General features: G+C 48.2%; 17 protein-coding genes, 1 other RNA gene and 1 other annotated feature. Of the genes, 3 read left to right on the forward strand and 15 right to left on the reverse strand.

Going from position 1 to position 21,213, the window contains the following annotated elements:
* Nucleotides 1–25: 25 nt before the first annotated feature.
* Together TRNA_RS35740 and cymR are read right to left on the reverse strand one after the other, a co-directional pair.
* Nucleotides 26–1,165, reverse strand: a complete 1,140-nt coding sequence (locus TRNA_RS35740) for a cysteine desulfurase family protein (protein ID WP_009327778.1) — start codon at nucleotides 1,163–1,165, stop codon at nucleotides 26–28.
* A 20-nt stretch (nucleotides 1,166–1,185) separates the two neighbouring features.
* The gene (cymR, locus tag TRNA_RS35745; RefSeq protein WP_009327777.1) at nucleotides 1,186–1,602 is read right to left on the reverse strand and encodes a cysteine metabolism transcriptional regulator CymR; all 417 of its coding nucleotides are present in this window, start codon (nucleotides 1,600–1,602) and stop codon (nucleotides 1,186–1,188) included.
* A gap of 574 nt (nucleotides 1,603–2,176) precedes the next feature.
* On the opposite strand from cymR, the gene TRNA_RS35750 reads away from it, so the two are divergent.
* The gene (locus tag TRNA_RS35750) at nucleotides 2,177–3,442 is read left to right on the forward strand and encodes a replication-associated recombination protein A (protein WP_011198157.1); all 1,266 of its coding nucleotides are present in this window, start codon (nucleotides 2,177–2,179) and stop codon (nucleotides 3,440–3,442) included.
* Nucleotides 3,443–3,522: 80 nt separating this feature from the next.
* Here the strand turns inward: TRNA_RS35750 and TRNA_RS35755 are convergent, their stop codons facing one another.
* From TRNA_RS35755 to TRNA_RS43645, 5 genes are all read right to left on the reverse strand, one after another.
* Nucleotides 3,523–4,287: a tRNA threonylcarbamoyladenosine dehydratase gene (locus TRNA_RS35755; protein ID WP_003183947.1), complete on the reverse strand. Its 765-nt coding sequence runs from the start codon at nucleotides 4,285–4,287 to the stop codon at nucleotides 3,523–3,525.
* Between the two features lie 154 nt (nucleotides 4,288–4,441).
* A non-coding RNA gene (gene ssrS / locus TRNA_RS43390) (6S RNA) lies at nucleotides 4,442–4,638 on the reverse strand.
* A 68-nt stretch (nucleotides 4,639–4,706) separates the two neighbouring features.
* Entirely contained in the window at nucleotides 4,707–6,485 is a 1,779-nt protein-coding gene (gene aspS, locus TRNA_RS35760; RefSeq protein WP_003183949.1) for an aspartate--tRNA ligase, read from the reverse strand.
* Nucleotides 6,486–6,499: 14 nt separating this feature from the next.
* The gene (gene hisS, locus TRNA_RS35765; RefSeq protein WP_003183951.1) at nucleotides 6,500–7,774 is read right to left on the reverse strand and encodes a histidine--tRNA ligase; all 1,275 of its coding nucleotides are present in this window, start codon (nucleotides 7,772–7,774) and stop codon (nucleotides 6,500–6,502) included.
* An 80-nt stretch (nucleotides 7,775–7,854) separates the two neighbouring features.
* Nucleotides 7,855–8,094 (reverse strand) — a binding site (T-box leader).
* Nucleotides 8,095–8,148: 54 nt separating this feature from the next.
* Nucleotides 8,149–8,313, reverse strand: a complete 165-nt coding sequence (locus tag TRNA_RS43645) for a YrzK family protein (RefSeq protein WP_003183953.1) — start codon at nucleotides 8,311–8,313, stop codon at nucleotides 8,149–8,151.
* A gap of 130 nt (nucleotides 8,314–8,443) precedes the next feature.
* Between TRNA_RS43645 and TRNA_RS35770 the strand changes: the two genes are divergently transcribed.
* The gene (locus TRNA_RS35770) at nucleotides 8,444–10,027 is read left to right on the forward strand and encodes an SH3 domain-containing protein (RefSeq protein WP_003183955.1); all 1,584 of its coding nucleotides are present in this window, start codon (nucleotides 8,444–8,446) and stop codon (nucleotides 10,025–10,027) included.
* A 27-nt stretch (nucleotides 10,028–10,054) separates the two neighbouring features.
* Here TRNA_RS35770 and dtd read toward each other — a convergent pair whose 3' ends face one another.
* The 7 genes from dtd to TRNA_RS35805 all read right to left on the reverse strand — a co-directional run bounded on the left by dtd (nucleotide 10,055) and on the right by TRNA_RS35805 (nucleotide 18,839).
* Nucleotides 10,055–10,498 (reverse strand): D-aminoacyl-tRNA deacylase, encoded by a 444-nt coding sequence (dtd, locus tag TRNA_RS35775; RefSeq protein ID WP_003183959.1) that lies wholly within the window; start codon nucleotides 10,496–10,498, stop codon nucleotides 10,055–10,057.
* A 13-nt stretch (nucleotides 10,499–10,511) separates the two neighbouring features.
* Nucleotides 10,512–12,713: a RelA/SpoT family protein gene (locus TRNA_RS35780; protein WP_003183962.1), complete on the reverse strand. Its 2,202-nt coding sequence runs from the start codon at nucleotides 12,711–12,713 to the stop codon at nucleotides 10,512–10,514.
* Nucleotides 12,714–12,883: 170 nt separating this feature from the next.
* Complete coding sequence (locus TRNA_RS35785) at nucleotides 12,884–13,396, reverse strand: adenine phosphoribosyltransferase (protein WP_003183964.1); 513 nt, start codon at nucleotides 13,394–13,396, stop codon at nucleotides 12,884–12,886.
* A 17-nt stretch (nucleotides 13,397–13,413) separates the two neighbouring features.
* The gene (recJ, locus tag TRNA_RS35790; RefSeq protein WP_003183965.1) at nucleotides 13,414–15,762 is read right to left on the reverse strand and encodes a single-stranded-DNA-specific exonuclease RecJ; all 2,349 of its coding nucleotides are present in this window, start codon (nucleotides 15,760–15,762) and stop codon (nucleotides 13,414–13,416) included.
* A gap of 71 nt (nucleotides 15,763–15,833) precedes the next feature.
* Entirely contained in the window at nucleotides 15,834–16,127 is a 294-nt protein-coding gene (locus TRNA_RS35795; protein ID WP_011198159.1) for a LapA family protein, read from the reverse strand.
* 153 nt (nucleotides 16,128–16,280) lie between these two features.
* The gene (secDF, locus tag TRNA_RS35800; RefSeq protein WP_009327772.1) at nucleotides 16,281–18,506 is read right to left on the reverse strand and encodes a protein translocase subunit SecDF; all 2,226 of its coding nucleotides are present in this window, start codon (nucleotides 18,504–18,506) and stop codon (nucleotides 16,281–16,283) included.
* Nucleotides 18,507–18,542: 36 nt separating this feature from the next.
* Nucleotides 18,543–18,839: a post-transcriptional regulator gene (locus tag TRNA_RS35805; RefSeq protein ID WP_003183971.1), complete on the reverse strand. Its 297-nt coding sequence runs from the start codon at nucleotides 18,837–18,839 to the stop codon at nucleotides 18,543–18,545.
* Nucleotides 18,840–18,956: 117 nt separating this feature from the next.
* Here TRNA_RS35805 and spoVB point away from each other — a divergent pair, with 117 nt between their 5' ends.
* Entirely contained in the window at nucleotides 18,957–20,510 is a 1,554-nt protein-coding gene (gene spoVB / locus TRNA_RS35810; protein WP_009327771.1) for a stage V sporulation protein B, read from the forward strand.
* An 8-nt stretch (nucleotides 20,511–20,518) separates the two neighbouring features.
* Here the strand turns inward: spoVB and TRNA_RS35815 are convergent, their stop codons facing one another.
* Nucleotides 20,519–21,169, reverse strand: coding sequence for a DUF421 domain-containing protein (locus tag TRNA_RS35815; RefSeq protein ID WP_003183974.1), 651 nt, complete (start codon nucleotides 21,167–21,169; stop codon nucleotides 20,519–20,521).
* Between the last annotated feature and the right edge of the window lie 44 nt (nucleotides 21,170–21,213).

Consider the following 21,213-nt stretch of genomic DNA (forward strand, 5'->3'; position numbering starts at 1 on the left):
AGCTCGGAGCATGGCTTCCCGAAATTTATGACAGACGCTTAACAACTTTAGCAAGTTCTTTCGCGGCGCGCTCAACCTGTTCCTCTGTATTGCCAAAGCCGAAGCTGATCCGGACGGATGACGTGAGCCGATCGTCTTCTTCGCCAAACATGGCGGAGAGAACATGAGACGGAAGCACAGACCCGGCCGTGCACGCCGATCCGCTCGATACTGCGATTCCCGCCATATCGAGATTGACGAGCAGCGATTCAACAGATACTCCCGGGAAATACAGATTCAAAATATGCGGCAGACTGTGCCGCCTGCTGCCGTTCACATCGAATGAGACGCCTTCTGCTTCCAGCGTACGGGTGATGATGTCTTTAAACCGGCGGTAAAGATCCGATTTTTCTTCTCTTTCCCGACCCGAGAGCAAAACAGCTTCACCGAGCCCCGCGATTCCCGGGACATTTTCCGTTCCCGCCCGGCGTTTGCGTTCCTGCTCTCCTCCGAAAAGAAGCTGGCTGAGCTTCACGTTTTCGTTGACGTATAAAAAGCCTGTTCCCTTCGGCCCGTTAAGTTTATGTCCGGAGACAGACATCATATCGATACGGCTTTTTTGCACATCAATCGGCAAAAAACCGAAGGCTTGAACCGCATCTGTATGAAACAGCGCGGGATGGTCCTTTAGCAGATCGCCGATCTCATCTATCGGCTGAATCGTTCCCACTTCATTGTTCCCATACATAACCGTCACCAGGATGGTATCGTCTCGCAGTGCGTCTTTCACCTGCTCGGCGGAGATTCTTCCGCTTTCGTCGACGTCTAGATATGTGACGTCAAATCCCATTTCTTCAAGCCTGTTGCACGTATGCAGAACGGCATGGTGCTCGATCTTTGTCGTGATGATGTGGCGGCCCTGCTTCTCTCTCGCCAGCGCGCTTCCGAGAATCGCCATATTGTCGGCTTCGGTTCCCCCGCTCGTAAAAACGATTTCATTGGGATGCGCTCCGATTTCCTGAGCGATCAGCTCCCTCGTGCTGTCAAGCCATTTCCGGCTCTCCCTTCCAAAGGAATGAATGCTTGAAGGGTTTCCGAAGTTTTCCGTTAAGTAAGGCAGCATTTTTTCCACTACCCGGGGGTCAGTCGGAGAAGTCGCTGCATGGTCTAAGTAAATCCGTTCCATCCTACCATTACACCTCGATCTTAAATGTAAAACATATACGCTTCCTGCTCGCCCTCTGTATAGCTGGCCAAGTCTTCAAGCGTCGTGGAGTCCAGCACTTCCTTGACAGCATCGCGAATCTTGATCCACAGTTCGCGCTTTGCCGGCTCCTCATTTTCAAGCACTTCCACCGGGCTGATCGGCCCTTCCAGGACGCGAATGATATCGCCCGCCGTAATCGCCGCAGGCTCCTCACCAAGAATGTAGCCGCCGTAGGCCCCGCGAATGCTTTTCACAAGCCCGGCGTTCCGCAAAGGTGAAACAAGCTGTTCCAAATAATGTTCCGATAAATCGTTTGTCTGAGCAATACTTTTCAAAGAAGTCGGGCCTTCCCCATGCTTTTTCGCAAGCTCAATCATAATCGTCAGCCCGTATCTGCCTTTAGTTGATATTTTCAAAATAAACACCTCTAACCTATAATAAATCATGCCTTCAGGACGAAGGTACTCGGCGTTTTTCGCAGGACGCGAAAGACCTTAGCCGAGTCTCCTTTCACACCAGGACGAAGGTGACCGGCGTTTTTCGCAGGACGCGAAAGACCTTAGCCGAGTCTCCTTTCACACCAGGACGAAGGTACTCGGCTTTTTTCACAGGATGTGAAAGCCCTTAGCCGAGTCCTTTTCACACCAGAACAAAGGTGCTCGGCGTTCCTCACAGCAAACAAAAGCCCTTAAGCCGAGTCCCGTTCAGGCGCAGAAAGCGCCGCGGTGCATCCTCATAAGGCATAAGCCGATCTCCAAGATTGAAACACCGGCAGGAAGCCGGCTGTCGGATTCAAGCGTCTGTTATATATTAAAAACTCGGTTGGGACAAGGTTCCGGCCTTGTCCGTCTGATAGATTACAGGTTATTATAGCACACTTTATATAAACTTTCATTTTCGGCCTTATATTCAGCTTGCCATATTCATTTCTTTTCTAATCGTCTTTTTTCCGTTACTCTATAAAAAGAATACATTCGGGAGAGATCAATCATGAAACCACTCGCATTTCGAATGCGCCCTACAAAAATCGAAGAGGTTCTCGGCCAGGATCACCTGGTCGGGGAAGGAAAGATCATTCATCGGATGGTGCAGGCCAAACACCTTTCATCGATGATTCTGTACGGCCCCCCGGGCATCGGCAAAACGTCGATCGCCACGGCGATTGCCGGCAGCACGAGCATCGCTTTCCGAAAGCTGAACGCAGTCATCAATAATAAAAAGGATATGGAAGCCATTGCCGCCGAAGCAAAAATGTCGGGGCAGGTTATCTTAATCCTTGATGAGGTGCACCGGCTTGACAAAGGCAAGCAGGACTTTCTCCTTCCGTATTTGGAAAACGGCATGATTATCATGATCGGGGCGACGACAGCCAACCCGTACCATGCGATCAATCCGGCGATCAGAAGCAGAACGCAGATTTTCGAGCTGCATCCGTTAGACCCTGAACAAATCAAAACGGCCATTAAACGGGCGCTTGAAGATAAACACAGAGGCCTCGGTTCGTATGACGTTGCCGTCGATGATGAGGCGCTTGACCATTTGGCCCGCGGCTGCGGCGGAGATGTCCGCTCAGCTTTGAATGCGCTCGAACTTGCCGTATTGTCCACAAAGGAAAACAGTGAGGGAGCGATACGCATTACATTGGAAATCGCAGAAGAATGCCTGCAGAAAAAAAGCTTTGTCCATGACAAAGATGGAGACGCGCATTATGATGTCATTTCCGCCTTCCAAAAATCAATCAGAGGCTCTGATGTCAATGCTGCACTGCACTACATGGCAAGGCTTATTGAAGCGGGGGATTTGGAAAGCCTTGCACGGAGGCTGCTTGTTATCGCCTATGAGGATGTCGGGCTGGCGAGTCCGCAGGCTGGTGGAAGAACGCTTCAAGCCATTCAAACGGCGGAACGAATCGGATTTCCGGAAGCGAGGATTCCGCTGGCCAACGCCGTGATTGAGCTCTGCCTGTCTCCTAAATCGAACTCGGCGATCCTTGCAGTTGACGAAGCGCTGTCAGACGTCCGCTCCGGAAAGATCGGCGATGTGCCGAACCATTTAAAGGACGCCCATTACAAAGGAGCCGCTGAGCTTGGCAGAGGTGTGGAATACAAATATCCGCACGATTACGAGAACGGCTGGGTCAAACAGCAGTACCTGCCTGATCCGCTGAAAAACAAAGTTTACTATCAGCCGAAGCAGACGGGAAAATTTGAACTCGCACTGAAACAAGTATACGACAAGCTGATGAAACAAAAATAATAAACGGCCTGTTTCTTTTCATTAAGGAGGCCGTTTGTCTTGAAACCAAAAACGACAGCACCTCTGCTGTCGTTTTTGTATTACTTATCTTTCACCCTTTTGATCGGAATATCTTTCAAAAGCTCCATGATCACATGGCCGCCCATAATCAAGCCTGCGACTGACGGAACAAAAGCATTTGAAGACGGCGGCATCTGCGCTTTGCGGATTTTCGCTTCATCATTTCCGACGACTTGGCGTACGTCTTCACGGATCACGATCGGACTTTCGTCAGAAAAGACGACTTTAATGCCTTTCGTAATGCCTTCCTTGCGAAGCCTCGTCCGGATGACTTTTGCAATCGGATCGGTGTGGGTTTTTGAAATATCGGCCACTTGAAACCTTGTCGGATCTGTTTTATTGGCCGCTCCCATGCTTGAGATGATGTTGATGCCGCGCTTCAGGCACTCTTTCATTAAGTGGATTTTATAATGAATCGTGTCTGAAGCGTCGATTACATAATCCGGTTCATATGCAAAAAACTGTTCATACGTCTCTTCGGTATAGAACATTTTTAAAGCGATGACGTCGCATTCCGGATTAATATCGGCGATTCTCGCTTTCATTAAGTCAACTTTCGGCTGTCCGACCGTTGAAAGTAAAGCAGGCAGCTGACGGTTGACATTCGTGATGTCAACATCGTCTTTATCGACCATCACGATTCTGCCGACACCTGAACGGGCGAGCGCTTCCGCGGCGAAAGAACCGACCCCGCCGACGCCCAAAACGGCGACCGTGCTGTTTTTTAAAATATTTAAACCTTCTTTTCCAATCGCTAATTCGTTGCGTGAAAACTGATGTAACAAGAATCTCACTCCATCTTTATAAACAGTTACCGATAGTATCTTATCATAATCGGGTGATTAAACAAGCGGTCTATTTCATTTTGCCGTCATATTTTTTCGCTTCGCCTCATAGATTATCCTATGTATGGCCGAAAAACGGCCTTTTCAAGCACAAAAAAGTCCCGATTGTGCCGTTGTCGTATTCCTTCGTTTTGATCCCGCTCTCGGCAGGTGGGTGTTCTGTTCCAAACTTTGCAAGTCCTCCTGAGCACACGAGTGATAAGAGGCATTTGCTCCATTCGGAAACATCGAACTCCCAAGTAAAAAAATGTTCGGTCAAAACTAGGTGTACAACAAACACATCAGGACTTTATTTGTTAAAAATGATATCATACGTCCCTTTGATTTTCAATGGGATGTACAGCCGTATATTTTACAATTTACTGTCGAATTTTGCGTTTGATTTCAAGGTGCAGCTCATCAAGCTGAGCATTGTCGACCTCGCTTGGCGCTTCGGTCATCAGGCAGCTTGCGCTGGCCGTTTTCGGAAATGCGATCGTATCCCTCAAATTCGTACGGCCGCTGAGCAGCATCACCAGCCTGTCAAGACCGAGCGCAATTCCGCCATGCGGAGGAGCCCCGTAATCAAAAGCCTCGAGCAGGAACCCGAATTGCTCCTTCGCTTCTTCTTCTGAAAAGCCGAGAAGGCCAAACATTTTCTCCTGAACGTCTTTTTCAAAAATACGGATCGAGCCGCCGCCAAGTTCATAGCCGTTTAGGACAAGGTCGTAAGCCTGCGCTTTCATGTCCTGCGGATTCGTCTCGATCAGCTTGAGATCCTCTCTGACAGGCATTGTGAACGGGTGGTGTGCGGCATAGTAGCGGCCTTCCTCAGCATCGTACTCAAGAAGCGGCCAGTCGACAACCCATAAGAAGTTAAACAAGCTTTCATCGATCAGGTTCAGCTCTTTACCAAGCTTTAAACGAAGCGCTCCCAGCGCGTCATTGGCGACTTCGAGCTTGTCGGCCACAAAGAGAAGCAGATCCCCGTCTGCGGCGTCAAGCGCCTGAACAAGTGCCTCCTGTTTTTCGCCGGCAAAAAACTTCGCAATCGGTCCTTTAAGTCCATCCGCTTCTGTTTTCAGCCAAGCCAGCCCTTTTGCTCCATAGTTTGCAGCGAACTCTCCAAGCGCATCGATATCTTTGCGAGAGTAGTTTGCAGCGGCTCCTTTTACATTGATCGCCTTGACCGCTCCGCCGTTCGCCACAGCCGAAGCGAACACTTTAAAGTCCGAATCCTTCACTGCTTCTGACACATCCGTCAACAGCATGCCGAAGCGCGTATCCGGTTTGTCTGAGCCGTATCGGTTCATTGCATCCTCATACGACATTCTAGGAAGCGGAAGCGAGATTTCAATGCCGTGCGTTTCACGCATCACATGCGCCATCATTTCTTCTGAGAGCTTCATGATGTCTTCCTGGCTCATAAATGACATTTCGATATCGATTTGCGTAAACTCAGGCTGACGGTCGGCGCGCAGGTCCTCATCCCTGAAGCAGCGGGCGATTTGATAATAGCGGTCAAACCCTGACACCATCAAGAGCTGCTTAAAGATTTGCGGAGATTGCGGAAGCGCATAAAATTCCCCTTCATGCACCCGGCTCGGTACAAGATAGTCGCGCGCGCCTTCAGGCGTGCTTTTTGTTAAAACAGGCGTTTCAATATCAAGAAAGCCGTTGTCATCCAAAAAGCGGCGGACAGCTTTTGTGACGTTATGGCGCATTTTCAGGGAGTTGAACATCTCCGGACGGCGCAAGTCGAGATAGCGGTGCTTTAATCTGATGTCTTCAGATACTTCTGCAGCCTGGTCGCTGATCGCAAAAGGAGGCGTTTTGGCCGCACTCAGCACATCTACCGATTCCGCCTGAATTTCGATCCTTCCGGTCTTCAAGTTTGGATTGACTGTTGCTTCTTCACGGGCAACGACTTTGCCTGTAATGTCAAGCACATATTCGCTGCGGATGCTTTCAGCTGTTTCCAGGGCGTCTTTGGAAACGTCTGGATTAAATACGACCTGCACAATGCCGGTACGATCTCTCAAATCAATAAAAATCAAGCCTCCAAGATCGCGTCTTTTTTGAACCCATCCTTTTAAAACGACGGTTTCTCCGATCGCCTTCTCCGTTATTTCGCCACAATAATACGTTCGTCCAAACAAAGCGGTCCTCTCCTTTAACTTTCAGTGTTTGTTTTCAAAAAACGGATGAAATCATCAAGGCCGATGGCCTGTTGATCTCCTGTTTTCCCATCTTTGACATTAATTTGATTTTGGTTCAGTTCATCCTCGCCCAAAACAGCGATATATTTCGCATTGAGACGGTCGGCGGATTTAAACTGGCCTTTCATTTTTTTCTGTTCATAGTCGATTTCCGCGGATATCCCCGCTTCTCTCAGTTTATAGAGAAGGGATACGGAATAGTCTTTGGCTTTGTCGCCAAGTGTCACGATATAGCAGTCAATGCCTTCATCCGCTCCGACTTTTACATTTTCAGCATCCAGTGCGGCGAGAAGGCGTTCGATGCTCATCGCAAAGCCGATGCCCGGCGCTTTCGGACCGCCGAACTCCTCGGTAAGGCCGTCATAGCGCCCCCCGCCGGCAAGCGTCGTAATCGCTCCGAAGCCTTCGGCATTGCTCATGATTTCAAAGGCCGTGTGATTGTAATAGTCAAGCCCTCTCACCAGATTCGGATCGACCTCAAATGCAATGCCGATGTCCGTCAGATATTGCTGTACCTTTGCAAAATATGCTTTAGATTCTTCATTTAAGTAGTCAAGAATCGACGGAGCCGTTTTCAGCAGTTCATGATCCCTGTCTTTTTTGCAGTCCAGAATCCGCAGCGGGTTTTGCCGGAGCCGTTTTTGACAGTCTGAACAAAACTCGTCGATCCGCGGCTCAAAGTGGCGGATCAGCGCTTCTCTGTGAGCGGTTCGGCTCTCTTTGTCGCCGAGGCTGTTAATGACAAGCTTCAGGTTGCTGAGACCCGCTTTCCGGTATACACTCATCGCCAAAGCAATGACCTCCGCGTCAATCGCCGGATCGTTCGAACCGATCGCTTCGATGCCGAATTGATAAAATTGGCGGTAGCGGCCCGTCTGCGGCCTTTCATAGCGGAACATCGGTCCAATGTAGTAAAGCTTCGTCGGCTGAACCGGATTTGCAAAAAGTTTGTTTTCCACAAAAGAGCGTACTGCAGATGCAGTGCCTTCAGGACGAAGCGTCAGGCTTCTTCCTTTTTTGTCTGCGAATGTATACATTTCTTTTTGCACAATATCGGTCGATTCTCCCACCCCGCGGGAAAATAGTTCTGTATGTTCAAAAATAGGCGTCCGGATTTCTTTATATTGATACGCATGACACGTTTCTCTCGCAATCTTTTCGACATATTGCCAGCGTTCCGATTCTCCGGGGAGAATATCTTGTGTTCCCCTTGGAATATTAAATCCCATTTTTAAAATCCTCCTCATGACTTAAATGCTTTTCTCATTTATGGAAATAAAAAAACCCCCGAACCTACTATAAAACCAATAGTAGGGACGAGAGTTATACCCGTGGTGCCACCCTAGTTGGAACGATAAATCCGTTCCCGCTCATGCCTTTAACGCAGGTTCACGTCCGCCGCCTAATTGCTCGCATGTTATGCCGGGCTTTCAGCGGGAAACCTTCGGAGTGTTCATTCGGTCAAGATACCGTGCAGACCGCTTTCAGCCCAGGGCGGTTCCTCTCTTTTCACGTACTCTTGCCTACTATTCTCCATCTTCAGTTCAGCTCATATGTACACTAATTTATATTATAATACGAGTGTTACGTTTGCATGTCAACCCTATTTGCGGTTCTTTTTATTCTGAATTGATTCTTTGGACGTCAGCCCCAGCTCAGTGGCCGTTTCTTCCATGAAGCCGGCGCGCTCCGGGTCCGCATGCTCCTTTAGATGCAGATTCGCATCTTGCTCATGGATCGCCCTGCCCATTCTTTGATTATACCTCATGCAGCAACATCCTTTTGATATCTTTTTTCTATAGTATAAACAAATCATTTTCATTTTATTAAAAAAACGGCAAGGAATATACGATATAGAAGAAGAAGTAGTGTTCCAAGTTTTTTACCGAAAGGAGGAGATGGGAATCAATATGAAAAAAAGAGCGGTATTGATCCTATCGATGATGCTGGCAGCACAAGCAGCCTTTTATACATCGTCAAACACAGCTTCTGCAGCCATCGGGGAAGCCGTGATTGCCACCGATGAAATCAATGTCAGAAGCGGGCCTGGACTGAGCCACGAAATCGTCAGCGTCGTCAGCAGGAATGAAAGCTATCCGATTCTTGAAGAACGCGGGGATTGGGTGCAAATCCAGCTGAACGGCGGGCAAAAAGGCTGGGTCGTATCCTGGCTGATCAAGAAAAAGAGCCAAGTCTCCAGCGGATCTGATTCCGCATCGGGAAAAGTCACATCTTCCGAAGCAAACTTGAGAATCAGAAAAGGCCCCGGCACTTCATATGAAGTCCAAGGCGTATTCCCTGAAGGAGAACAGGCTGACCTGCTAAAGACCGACGGAAAATGGATAAAGATTTCCTATCAGAACATCACAGGCTGGGTCTATTCAGATTATGTCAATCAAGGTTCAGGCGCGAAACAGTCTCAATCGTCTTCATCACATGCTTCATCATCAAAATCGGGAACGGTCGGCGTATCCACCTTAAATGTCAGGAGCACAGCTTCCCATCAAGGCCGGATTATTGCCACGCTCCAACGGAATGCAAGTGTGACGATTTTAAACGAACAGCACGGCTGGTATGAAATCGAATTTAATGGACAAAAAGGCTGGGCCGCAAGCCACTATATTCTCGAAGGAAACAAACAGAACAGCGGAACCTCGGAAACAAGCAGCAGCTCCGAAGCAAAACGGCAGGCCACCATCGTGTATGAAGGCACAAATGTTAGAAGCGGGCCTTCGACATCCTCAGCGATCGTCAAACGCACGGGAAAAGGCGAGTCTTACCCGATCGTCTCTACAAAAGGAGACTGGTATGAAATCAAACTGTCAAACGGCGATTCCGCTTATGTCGCAAGCTGGGTCGTTCAGACTGTTGACCAGGCAGGCTCAGCCGGAGATTCGAAAAGCGCAGCACCGCCTTTGGCAAAGCGGTCAAGCTCGGGAGGCACAATCAAAAATAAAACGGTTGTCATCGATGCCGGACATGGAGGACATGACAGCGGGACAATCGGAACGCGGGGGACGCTCGAAAAACGGCTGACCATCAAAACGGCAACGCTTCTTGCCGCGAAACTGAGAGCCGATGGCGTCAACGTCTATATGACGCGGAATGACGATTCTTTCGTCAGCCTTCAGTCGCGGGTCGCGACCTCTCATTACCGAAACGCCGACGCTTTTATCAGCATTCATTATGATAGCTTTCCAAATGCGTCCGTCAGGGGAAATACGGCCTATTACTACAGCCCGTCCAAAGACCGGAAGCTCGCAGCAGACGTGCAGTCCGAGATCGAAAGGCACTCGCCTCTGCCAAGCCGCGGCGTACTATTCGGGGACTACTTCGTATTAAGAGAAAATAAACAGCCCGCCGCATTGTTTGAACTCGGCTACTTGAGCCATCCTCAAGAAGAAGCGGTAGTCAGCACGAACGCTTACAGAGAAAGAGTGACAGACGGCATCAGAAGCGGTCTAGAAAACTATTTTGACTAATTTAAAAAGCTCCCAATCGGGAGCTTTTTATGCTTTCGAATCCATAATAAACGTGACGGGACCCGAATTTGTCAGCTTGACATCCATCATTTCTCCAAATCTTCCCGTTTCGACAGTGACGCCTTTTGCGCGAAGCATGCTGTTCCACTCTTCGTACAATTGAAGCGCCTGATCGGGCTTTGCCGCTTTTGTAAAATTCGGCCGTCTTCCTTTTTTCGTGTCGCCGTACAAGGTAAACTGAGAAACCGATAAAACGGAGCCCCCGACATCTAAAAGCGACAGGTTCATCTTTTCGCCTTCATCCTCAAAAATTCGCAGATTGACAAGCTTCTCCGCCAAATATGCGGCATCCTCGCTCGTATCTTCGTGCGTCACGCCGACAAGCACCATCAAGCCGAGGCCGATTTCGCCGACAGTCTCGCCTCCTACCGAAACGCTTGCATCTGTGACGCGCTGAACAACTAATCTCATGACGCTTTTCCTCCTAATTCATCACCCTGCGCACGGAGTAAATATCTTTGATCTGCTTAATCCGTTCAACTACTTTATGCAAATGGTTAATATTTTGAATGAAGATCGCCATATGGATCGTCGCCACTTTATTGCGGTCCGATTTACCTGAAACAGATGAAATATTTGTTTTTGTCTCATTAACTGCCTGTAGAACTTCATTAAGAAGACCGCGGCGGTCATAGCCGAGAATCTCAATTTCGACGTTATATTCTTTTCTCCGCTGGGTCTGCGGTTCATGCTCCCATTCTACTTGAATGAGCCGGTCGAGCGCTTCATTTGTTAAAACATTCGGGCAGTCCTCGCGATGGACGGATACGCCCCTGCCTTTTGTAATGAATCCGACGATCGGATCTCCCGGAACAGGGTTGCAGCATTTTGACAGCCTGATCAAAAGGTTGTCAACGCCTTTGACGCGAACACCCGCTTCGCGTTTCTTCCCTTGGTAAGGTTTCACTTCAGGCGTTACGTCCTGAACGCTTTTCACCTGTTCTTCCTGATCTCTGATCTTCCGTTCTTTTTCCGTAAGGCGGTTTGCAACTTGAGCGGCTGTAATGCCGTTATAGCCGACAGCGGCATACATGTCTTCTTCATTGGCAAAGTTGAATTTGTCGGCGACCTTCTGCAGATTCTCGGCTGTTAAGACGTCCTTCACTTCAAAGTCCAGGTTTTTAATTTCTTTTTCAACCAGTTCTCTGCCTTTTTCGACATTTTCCTCTCTGCGCTGCTTTTTAAAGAACTGACGGATTTTATGCTTCGCTTGAGATGTCTGCGCAAGGTTGATCCAGTCCTGACTCGGACCGTACGAATGCTTGGACGTCAGAATTTCTACGATATCCCCTGTGCGCAGCTTGTAATCAAGGGTGACCATTTTGCCGTTTACTTTGGCCCCGATCGTTTTATTGCCTATTTCTGAATGGATTCGGTACGAAAAGTCGATCGGCACGGATCCTGACGGCAATTCGATGACGTCCCCTTTCGGCGTAAAAACGAATACCATGTCCGAAAACAAATCGATTTTAAGAGATTCCATAAATTCTTCGGCATCGCTCGACTCATTCTGAAATTCCAAAATTTCGCGGAACCAGGAAAGCTTTTTATCAAAGCTTGAATCTTCATTGGCATTTTTGCCTTCTTTGTAAGCCCAGTGGGCAGCGATTCCGTACTCCGCAATTTCATGCATTTCAAACGTCCTGATCTGGACTTCCAGCGGATCGCCCTTCGGACCGATGACCGTGGTGTGGAGCGATTGGTACATGTTCGGCTTCGGCATTGCGATATAGTCTTTAAATCTGCCCGGCATCGGCTTCCAGCACGTATGAATGATGCCTAAAACCGCGTAGCAGTCCTTGATGCTGTTGACGAGGATCCGGACTGCGAGCAAGTCGTAAATTTCGTTGAATTGCTTGTTTTGCATCGCCATTTTTCTGTAGATGCTGTAAATATGCTTCGGCCGGCCGGAAAAGTCCGCTTTAATATTGACCTCTTCGACGCGGCTTTTCACTTCGTTTACGACCTCTTCGACGTACAATTCCCTTTCGGCCCGCTTTTTCTTCATCAAATTGACGATCCGGTAATATTGCTGCGGATTTAAATACCGTAAAGCGGTATCCTCAAGCTCCCACTTTATTTTTGAAATCCCAAGGCGATGAGCCAGCGGAGCAAATATTTCAAGCGTCTCATTTGAAATTCTGCGCTGCTTTTCCTGCGGCAGATGCTTCAGGGTTCTCATGTTGTGAAGGCGGTCCGCCAGCTTGATCAAAATGACGCGGATGTCCTGAGCCATAGCCACAAACATTTTCCGATGATTTTCTGCCTGCTGTTCTTCCTGTGATTTATATTTAATTTTCCCAAGCTTCGTGACGCCGTCGACAAGCATCGCAACTTCTTCGTTGAATGCTTCCTTTAAATCTTCAAGCGTTACGCTCGTATCTTCCACCACATCATGGAGAAATCCTCCCGCTATTGTGGCGGGGTCCATTTCTAAATCGACGAGGATTCCCGCGACCTGGATCGGATGGATAATATACGGCTCGCCCGATTTGCGGTATTGTTCGCGATGTGCGTCTTCCGCGTACTGATAAGCCTTTTTTATAAAAGCAACATGTTCATCGGAAAGGTAACTTTTCGCCTTCTCAATGACTTGCTCAGCGGTTAATACTTGTTCGTTCGCCATGGAATCACCTTTTTTATAATTGAAAACTGTATTGTAATTATTATCAAGAAAAATGTCACAGATGTAAAGAGAAGAAATTCAAAAGGGCTTTTGCCGGCCCCGGAATACTTTTATGAATAGGAAAAAAAGCACCCGCTTTTTATGAGTGCTTTTTATAGTATAAAATTTGTTTAGTATTGCATCAAGGTTAAAATATCATATCCGTCCAGTTTATTTCTTCCTTCAAGATATGTCAGTTCGATCAGGAAAGCGATTCCGGCCACGACGCCGCCGAGCTCTTCAACAAGCTTGATCGTTGCTTCAATCGTCCCGCCGGTTGCAAGCAGGTCGTCAGTGATCAAGACGCGCTGCCCCGGTTTAATGGCATCTTTATGGATGGTCAGGACATCTTTTCCATATTCCAATCCGTAGTCGACTTTGATGACTTCGCGCGGCAGTTTGCCTTCTTTGCGGACAGGCGCAAACCCTACCCCAAGCGCATATGCGACAGGGCAGCCGATGATAAATCCTCTCGCTTCAGGTCCCACGACGAGATCGATCTCTTTTTCCTTCGCATACGTTACAATTTGATCTGTCGCGTAGCGATAGACGTCGCCTTTGTCCATCAATGTTGTAATATCTTTAAATTGTACGCCTTCCTTCGGGTAATCCGGCACAATTGTCACATACTTCTTCAAATCCATCTGTCTTCATGTCCTCCTCATACTTTATAAGCGCCGGCTTTTTCCGCCATCCGCTTATCCAGCCACTGTTTAAGCTCATCCGCCGAAGAATAAATGAGCTTTTGCTCCAATTCAATCAGGCGCTGTTTTTCCCGGTAGGTTTCAGAATCTGTTAAATCGCGCTTTTCGGCATGATAAACAACAGATAAAACACCATTCTCTATTGTAACAAAACCGAGCTCAAAAAACACCTTTGTCATAAAATCAATTGTGTCTTTTGTCCAGCCTTTATGTCTGGCAAGCTCTCCGCCGTATTTCGGCAAGTCAAAAGAACCTCTTTTCAGGAGGAAAGCATAGTACCATTTAAAATATTCCCTTGTTGGGAATGTTGAGAAAAAATGTTCGTCTGATTGATAAAAAATCAGATAAATGCGCTCCAGCTTTTTGCCGTTTATTACATGATCAAAGATGTCGAGCGACTGCGGAATATCTATAAATACCGCATAACGGCTCTCAAGGTCGAGCCGCTCTGCATCTTCAGGGCCGCTGATGACGGTCAGCTCTTCTTCAAGGCCTGTCCCTGCCAGCTTTGCTTTTGTTTCCTCGCGGAAGCAGATGCACGCCCGTTTCGCAGGGTCCAGCTTCAATATTTTTTCTTCCCATGACCGTTTTCCCCGCAGATCAAACAGCTGCCATTCATTGACGGCCGCATCTTTGATCATCAGCTGCGGTTTTTTTCTGTTATTCCATTCGTTAATCGACAGTTCCCCGACAATCGAGATCTTTGCTCCAGGAACGATTCCTTCTTCGATATCGCCTTTATAAAATCCGATGCAATCGAGCTTGTTCCCGTCGTCTGCAAGCACAAGCTTCAAATGATTCTTGTTGGCGCCGATTTTTCTGGCGTCATCAATTTTTACGTCGCTGACAAGAACGAACGGCTTCGGGTTTCCCGTGCCGAACGGCGCCAGCAAGTTCATTTCGGCAATGCTGTCAACCGATATATCTTCGAGCCGGCAGCACAAATCGACGTCTTGGACGGGGATAAAATCTGCCTCGGTCAGAACCGCTTCAGCCTGACGGTTGATTCTCTCCCTCAGAGCCGAAACGTCTTCCAGGTTGAGCGTCATTCCGGCTGCCATCGGGTGGCCGCCGAAGTGCGGGAGAATATCCCGGCACTCGGAAAGGTTTTGAAATAAATCAAATCCTTTGATGCTGCGCGCAGATCCTTTGGCAATTCCTTTTTCTTCATCGACGCCAAGGACGATGGCGGGCCTGTAAAACCGCTCGACAAGCTTTGAAGCCACGATTCCCACGACGCCAGGATTCCAGCCCGGCCGCGCTACGACGATCACAGGCTGGTCAAGGCCTTCCTCCTCGATCATCTGAACGGCTTCCTCTGTCATCTGATTGACGATTTTTTGGCGCTCCTTGTTCAAGGCGTTGATGTCCTCAGCAAGCTCTTCCGCTTCTCTTTCGTCTTCTGTGTTCAGGAGGTAAACGGCCGGGTCAGCCTGTTCAATTCTGCCGACCGCGTTTAAGCGGGGCGCGATTTGAAAACCGATGGTCTCTTCATCCGCGTTATGTATCTCCGCTCCGGCAATTTTCGCCAGCGCTTTTAATCCTGGACGCTTCGTTTTCCTGAACTGTTCCATGCCGCGCTTGGCTATCTGCCTGTTTTCATCATGAAGCGGCACAAGATCGGCAATCGTACCGATCGCACAAAGGTCGAGCAAATCTTCCGGAAGCTCTCCGTTCAAGGCATGGGCAAGCTTAAATGCCACACCGACGCCGGCAAGCTCTTTAAATGGATAGCCGCAGCCCGGCTGTTTCGGATGAATGATCGCATAAGCATCCGGCAAAACGGGACCCGGCTCATGGTGATCCGTAATGATCAGGTCGATGCCGAGCTCTTTAGCGACTTCAGCTTCATGAACGCCGGCAATGCCTGTGTCAACTGTAATGATCAATGAATAGCCTGATTCTTTGATCCCGCGAAAGGCCGCTTCATTCGGACCGTACCCTTCTTTAAAGCGGTCAGGTATATAAAAATCGGCTTGTGCTGAACATTTTTTCAACATTTGCAAAAGGACAGTCGTGCTTGTCACACCGTCCGCATCATAATCGCCGTAAATCATAATCTTTTCTTGATCTGAAATTGCCTGTTTGATTCGCCGTACAGCTTTTTCCATATCTTTCAGCAGATAAGGATCGTGAAAACGTGCATCATTGCCATATAAAAATGAAGATGCTTTGTCGGCTGTATCGTAACCTCTCATGACAAGCAATGAGGCGGCAAGGGGAGTAATGCCTAACCTTCCGGCGAGCTGCTCCACCTTTTCTTTGTCGGGCGTTTGCACGTCCCAACGCATTTTTGACGCTAACATAAATTCACCCCTCAACCACACTATTATACTAGAGCGGCATGAGGGGATTCAATTTATTTCGTACAATCTTTCTAGTCTTTCTGGTTTTCGGGCGCCGCCGGTTCGGCTTCGAGTTCAGGATGCTTTGCCCGTTCTTCTTTCTTGAGCGCCTTGAGCTCTTTTTTCAGCCGCATGATCTGGAAAGCGCCGGCCGAGCCGATGATAAGCGCCCCCATCAATACCGACACCAAAATCACCAGGATCAAAGGCCATTCTGCTGTACCAAAAAGAAAATCAACCTTCACCGGTTCAACATTAATGACCGCGAAAACAGCAACAATTAATGTAAAAATAAGTGCAGCAATTAACGTCCATTGTTTGTTCATGAGATACTCTCTCCATTCGCGTCGTTTTCTAGCGTTATTTTCCCGCTCTGCTCCAATTTTAAACAAAAAGAAGATCGATAGAAAGCCGCCAAAACAACTTTTTTTCTATTCAAATCAAAAAAAGACCGCCCGGCAGTGCGGGCAGTCCATTATTTATTCTTCTGCAGGCTTGCGCTTCGGCTTTTTCAGTTCGCGCCCTTTCCAGACAAGCCATAGTTGAGCTGCGATGTAGAGTGATGAATATACTCCGCTCAAAAGTCCGACCAACAGCGCAACAGAGAAGTTCGAAATCGATGCAGCGCCGAAGATGAGAAGTGCAATGACGACAATGACGACAGTCAGCACCGTATTAATCGAACGCGTGAACGTCTGCTGCAAGCTCAAATTCACAATATGCGACAAGTCGCTGAAGGTTTTCGGTTTGCGCTTTTTCATATGCTCCCTGATCCTGTCAAACGTTACAATTGTATCATTTATCGAATAGCCGATGATCGTCAGCACGGCAGCAATGAAAGTAACATCAACCTCAAGCCTTGTCAGGCTGAAGACGGCAATGATGAAAAACGCGTCATACAGCAATGAAGTAATAGCCGCAATCGCCATCTTGTATTCAAAGCGGATCGAGACATACAAAATGATCCCGATTGACGCGATGATCACCGCATAAAGCGCATTTCTCGCCAGCTCCTTGCCGACGGTAGGCGATACGGTGCTGACATTTGGTTCGCTTCCGTATTTGTCTTTAAAATAATCTTTCACTTCAGCGATCTTTTTCTGATTCGGCACGCCGACAAACCTGGCGACGCCATGATCATTTTTTTCGCCTGAAAGAACGATCGAGTCAGGATCAAGCCCGACTTGTTCAAAGTCCTTTTCGAGCTGCTGGGTTGTCAGCTTATGATCGCTTTGAACTTCGATTCTCGATCCGCTTGAGAAATCGATGCCGAGGTTCAGCTTAAACACAAGCAAGACGATAAGACCAGCGGCCAGAAGAACGCCCGAAAATGCAAAGAACCATTTGCGCTTCCCGACGAAATCCCATTTGGAAAACGGGTTCGGAGGCTCCGTATTTTCGTCTGTCTTTCTGATATCCAAAATGTCTTTTTTGCGCACCCCAAACCAGCCTTTTTTCCGGTCAAGCCAGCGGCTTTCGACCAGCAGGCCGAGCAGGAAGCGCGACAGGAAGACAGCTGTAATAAAGCTTGTCAAAATGGATAGGATCAGCATGGTCGCGAAGCCTTTGACAGAGCTTGTACCAAATATGAAAAGCACGATTCCGGCAAGCATCGTCGTAATATTGGCATCAAAAATCGTTGCAAACGATCTTCTGTTTCCTGCTTTAAAAGCCGAACGGACCGATTTGCCGAGCTTCAGCTCTTCTTTTATGCGTTCATACGTAATGATGTTGGCGTCAACCGCCATCCCGACGCCCAATATAAGAGCCGCGATCCCCGGAAGGGTCAGAACCGCATTCATCCAGTCGAATATCTGCAGTGTAATGTAGATGTAGACCGAAAGCGTAATGACCGCAATAAAACCAGGCAAGCGATAGTAAAGAAGCATAAATAAGAAAATAATAGCAATACCAATGATTCCCGCAAACACGGTATCATTCAAAGCCTGCTCCCCAAACTGCGCTCCGACGGATGTCGAATACTTTTCAACGAGTTTGACAGGAAGAGCTCCCGCATTTAAAATGCTCGCCATGTCTTTTGCTTCCTGAATCGTAAAGTTGCCTTCAATCATCACGTCTGACGTATTCAGCACCTGGCTGACATTCGGAGCGGAAATGTATTTATGATCCGCTTTTTGCGATTCCTTTTTAAAAGAGTCGCCTTTTTTGTAATCAAGCCAGATGACGAGCTGGTTGTTCGGCTTCATATCGAGCACTTTCTTCGTCACTTCGCCGAATTTATCGGCATCCTTCAGCTTGATCGTCACGATCGGCTCATTCGTATCCTGCTTGAACGACTGTTTGGCGCCGTTTTCGACAAGATCCGCACCGTTCAAAAGCTCTTTGTCATTCGTATCCCTGAACGTAAGTTGAGCCTGTGTCGATAAGATTTCCCGCGCCCTGTTCTGGTTGTCGACGCCGGCAAGCTGAACCCTGATCCGGTTGTTTCCTTCAATTTGAATGTTCGGCTCGCTGACGCCTAATACATTCGCCCGGCGGTTCAGCGCTTCAACCGTGCTGATGAGGGCATCCCTGTCAATTTTGTCGCCCTGTTTGGCAGGCTGGACTTCATACAGAACCTCAAAACCGCCCTGAAGATCAAGGCCGAGGCTGATGTTGTCTGCAGCCGGCTTCGTGAACATTCCCAGTCCTGTACCGATCAAGAGAACGGTAAGGAAAAACGCAATCAAGCGTCCTTTTTTCATTATGTATTTCCTCCTTAAATCAACCAAAATCAACGGCTACCTCAGCAGCTCATCGAGCATATCCTGCCCTTCTTTGCTGTCGAGTAAATTAGACGTTTTAAACGATTCTACGGTTGCATAGTTCATAAATTCGCCAATTTTCACAGATAAAATATCACCGGCCAGCTGGTGAATTTGAACATCCTTCCGGTTCTTCCATTTCTTATTCAATAAGTATGACCACAATTCCTCTATTTCAATATCGTCATAACCGAGTATTCTAAACTCTTCCGTCTTGCTGCGAAGAAAGGGTTTTAAATGATCCTTGTACAGATCAGCCGGATGTTTGCCCATGCCAAAGCCACGCTCCTTTCACATTTTTTCAGAGAGACTTGTCATGCTTGGACGATGTATGCGCATATCTTATTGTATATGATTAAAGGTTGTTTGAGAAGGCAGGGGACTCTAGAAATGACGAAGCAGACGTTTTTAAAAGGAACGCTCATTTTAATAGCGGCGGGTTTGATTACGAGAATGCTCGGCTTTATCAACCGGATTGTCATCGCAAGGTTCATCGGTGGTGAAGGCGTCGGGCTTTACATGATGGCGGCCCCGACTTTTTTTCTGGCCGTCACCCTCACCCAGTTCGGCCTCCCGGTCGCCATCAGCAAGCTGGTCGCTGAAGCGGAAGCGCGCCGAGACCATAGGAAGACAAAACAGATTTTAGTGATGTCTCTTGCGATCACCGGGACGCTCAGCGCCATCATCACTCCGGTGTTTCTCATTTACGCCCCGCTGATGGCCGATACGCTGCTCACAGACAAAAGAACGCTTTATCCGCTTTTGGCGGTTACGCCGGTCGTGCCGATCATTGCCGTTTCCAGCGTGCTGAGGGGCTATTTTCAAGGGAAGCAAAATATGCGGCCGCTTGCCGTGTCCCAGGTTCTCGAACAAATTGTCCGGATATCGCTCGTCGCCGTCTGCACGACAGCATTCCTTCCGCTCGGCATCGAGTATGCAGCAGCGGGCGCCATGCTGTCTTCCGTGTTTGGCGAATTGGCTTCACTCCTTTATTTGTTCGTCGCCTTTAAATACAAAAAGAAAATCCGCATCAGAAAACGTTTTTTCCAATCGCTTAAAGCGGGGCGAACGACTTTTTTCGAGCTGATGAGCGTCTCGCTCCCAACGACGGGCAGCCGTTTTATCGGGAACCTGTCATGGTTTTTTGAGCCGATTGTCGTAGCGCAAAGCCTTGCGATAGCAGGGGTCGCCGCTTCCGCCGCAACGAGCCAGTACGGGGAGTTGACCGGCTTTGCCCTGACGCTTCTCACCCTCCCGAGCTTTATCACATATTCGCTGTCTACCGCGCTCGTTCCCGCCATCAGCGAAGGAATCGAGCAGAAAAAAATGCAGGTTGTGGAATACAGGCTTGAGCAGGCGATGAGGCTTTGCCTATTAAGCGGCGGAATATCAGCGGTCATTTTATTTTCGTATGCTGATGAGCTGGTCAGCGTGATGTACGGGTCGTCAAATGCCGCCATTTACGTCAAAATCATGGCTCCATTCTTTTTGTTCTACTATTTCCAAGGCCCCCTGCAGGCCGTCCTGCAGGCTTTAAACCTGGCCGGCGCGGCAATGATGAACAGCTTGGTCGGCGCCGTTGTGAAAACCGGTCTCATTTTTGTTCTCGCTTCACGGCCTTCGCTTGGCATTATGGGGGCTGCGCTTGCGATCTTGACGGGAATCATCCTTGTCACTTTGCTGCACGCTGCAACCGTCAGCAAAGTGCTTCCCATCAGCATTAACCTGAAAGAATATATCGTATCCTTCGGCGTCATTTTGATATCAGGGTGGGGCAGCCTTCTGATGAAAGAACACCTTTTTTTAGCCCAGTCCGAGCCGATGCGCCTGCTTTTATGTATCGCGGTTACAAGCTGTCTCTACGTTTTCCTTCTGATTGCCTTCAAGCTGGTCAAAAAGGAAGAAATCCAGCGGTTTCCGCTGTTCGGCCGCTGGATTTCATAGCTTTCTTTTTAAGGCTTGAATTCATCCTTTATGTCAATAAAAAAAGAACCTTTATTGTAAGTGCAATAAGAAATTTTGGAAAGATCGCGGTGTCCTCTTTTTTCAAGCTTTTGCTCAAGCCACTCTTGATCCTTCCCGATCTTTTCCAATTCTTCTTTCTGAACAACTCCGTCAACAATCAACGGCAGTTCGATCATTTTGTTCGGCCCGTCTTTTGTAAACACTGAAAGCTTCCCGGTCGGCTCCAAAATCGCATATGAAACATCCCCGATTCGTTCCACATTCTTATCTCTCAGCTGCGTCATCAAATCATCGTAATTATAGCGCTGTGTCCTCATGGCGTGTTCATCAATTTTTCCGCGGTCTATGATAATCGTCGGTTTTCCATCGAGAAGCCGGCGGATTTTTTGATTTTTCAATGACAGATATGCAAATATAACCTGGATCAGCGTCAAAACGAGAATCGGGATGATCGTATGGAGAAGGTGGTCATCGAGATTTTCAATAGCCAAAACCGCGATTTCGGCCATCATGATAAAAACGACAAGATCCAGTATGCTCAGCTCGCCTATTTCCCTCTTCCCCATCAAGCGAAACAAAATAAAGATGATGAAATACAAAACGATCGTCCGAAACGTAAGAGCTAAGATTTCATCCATTACGGCCCGCCTCCTTCCGCCTATCATGATCATAAACATAGCCT

This window comes from Bacillus licheniformis DSM 13 = ATCC 14580 (genome assembly GCF_000011645.1).
In the GTDB taxonomy this organism is placed as follows: domain Bacteria; phylum Bacillota; class Bacilli; order Bacillales; family Bacillaceae; genus Bacillus; species Bacillus licheniformis.

What these genes read in the sequence shown, in the direction of transcription:
- dtd (WP_003183959.1), bottom strand. Translation starts at nt 10,498, where the DNA reads ATGAGATTAGTTGTTCAGCGCGTCACAGATGCAAGCGTTTCGGTAGGA.
- secDF (WP_009327772.1), bottom strand. Translation starts at nt 18,506, where the DNA reads ATGAAAAAAGGACGCTTGATTGCGTTTTTCCTTACCGTTCTCTTGATC.
- TRNA_RS35795 (WP_011198159.1), bottom strand. Translation starts at nt 16,127, where the DNA reads ATGAACAAACAATGGACGTTAATTGCTGCACTTATTTTTACATTAATT.
- TRNA_RS35770 (WP_003183955.1), top strand. Translation starts at nt 8,444, where the DNA reads ATGGGAATCAATATGAAAAAAAGAGCGGTATTGATCCTATCGATGATG.
- TRNA_RS35785 (WP_003183964.1), bottom strand. Translation starts at nt 13,396, where the DNA reads ATGGATTTGAAGAAGTATGTGACAATTGTGCCGGATTACCCGAAGGAA.
- TRNA_RS43645 (WP_003183953.1), bottom strand. Translation starts at nt 8,313, where the DNA reads ATGAGGTATAATCAAAGAATGGGCAGGGCGATCCATGAGCAAGATGCG.
- recJ (WP_003183965.1), bottom strand. Translation starts at nt 15,762, where the DNA reads ATGTTAGCGTCAAAAATGCGTTGGGACGTGCAAACGCCCGACAAAGAA.
- spoVB (WP_009327771.1), top strand. Translation starts at nt 18,957, where the DNA reads ATGACGAAGCAGACGTTTTTAAAAGGAACGCTCATTTTAATAGCGGCG.
- TRNA_RS35740 (WP_009327778.1), bottom strand. Translation starts at nt 1,165, where the DNA reads ATGGAACGGATTTACTTAGACCATGCAGCGACTTCTCCGACTGACCCC.
- hisS (WP_003183951.1), bottom strand. Translation starts at nt 7,774, where the DNA reads ATGGGATTTAATATTCCAAGGGGAACACAAGATATTCTCCCCGGAGAA.
- TRNA_RS35780 (WP_003183962.1), bottom strand. Translation starts at nt 12,713, where the DNA reads ATGGCGAACGAACAAGTATTAACCGCTGAGCAAGTCATTGAGAAGGCG.
- TRNA_RS35805 (WP_003183971.1), bottom strand. Translation starts at nt 18,839, where the DNA reads ATGGGCAAACATCCGGCTGATCTGTACAAGGATCATTTAAAACCCTTT.
- TRNA_RS35815 (WP_003183974.1), bottom strand. Translation starts at nt 21,169, where the DNA reads ATGGATGAAATCTTAGCTCTTACGTTTCGGACGATCGTTTTGTATTTC.
- TRNA_RS35750 (WP_011198157.1), top strand. Translation starts at nt 2,177, where the DNA reads ATGAAACCACTCGCATTTCGAATGCGCCCTACAAAAATCGAAGAGGTT.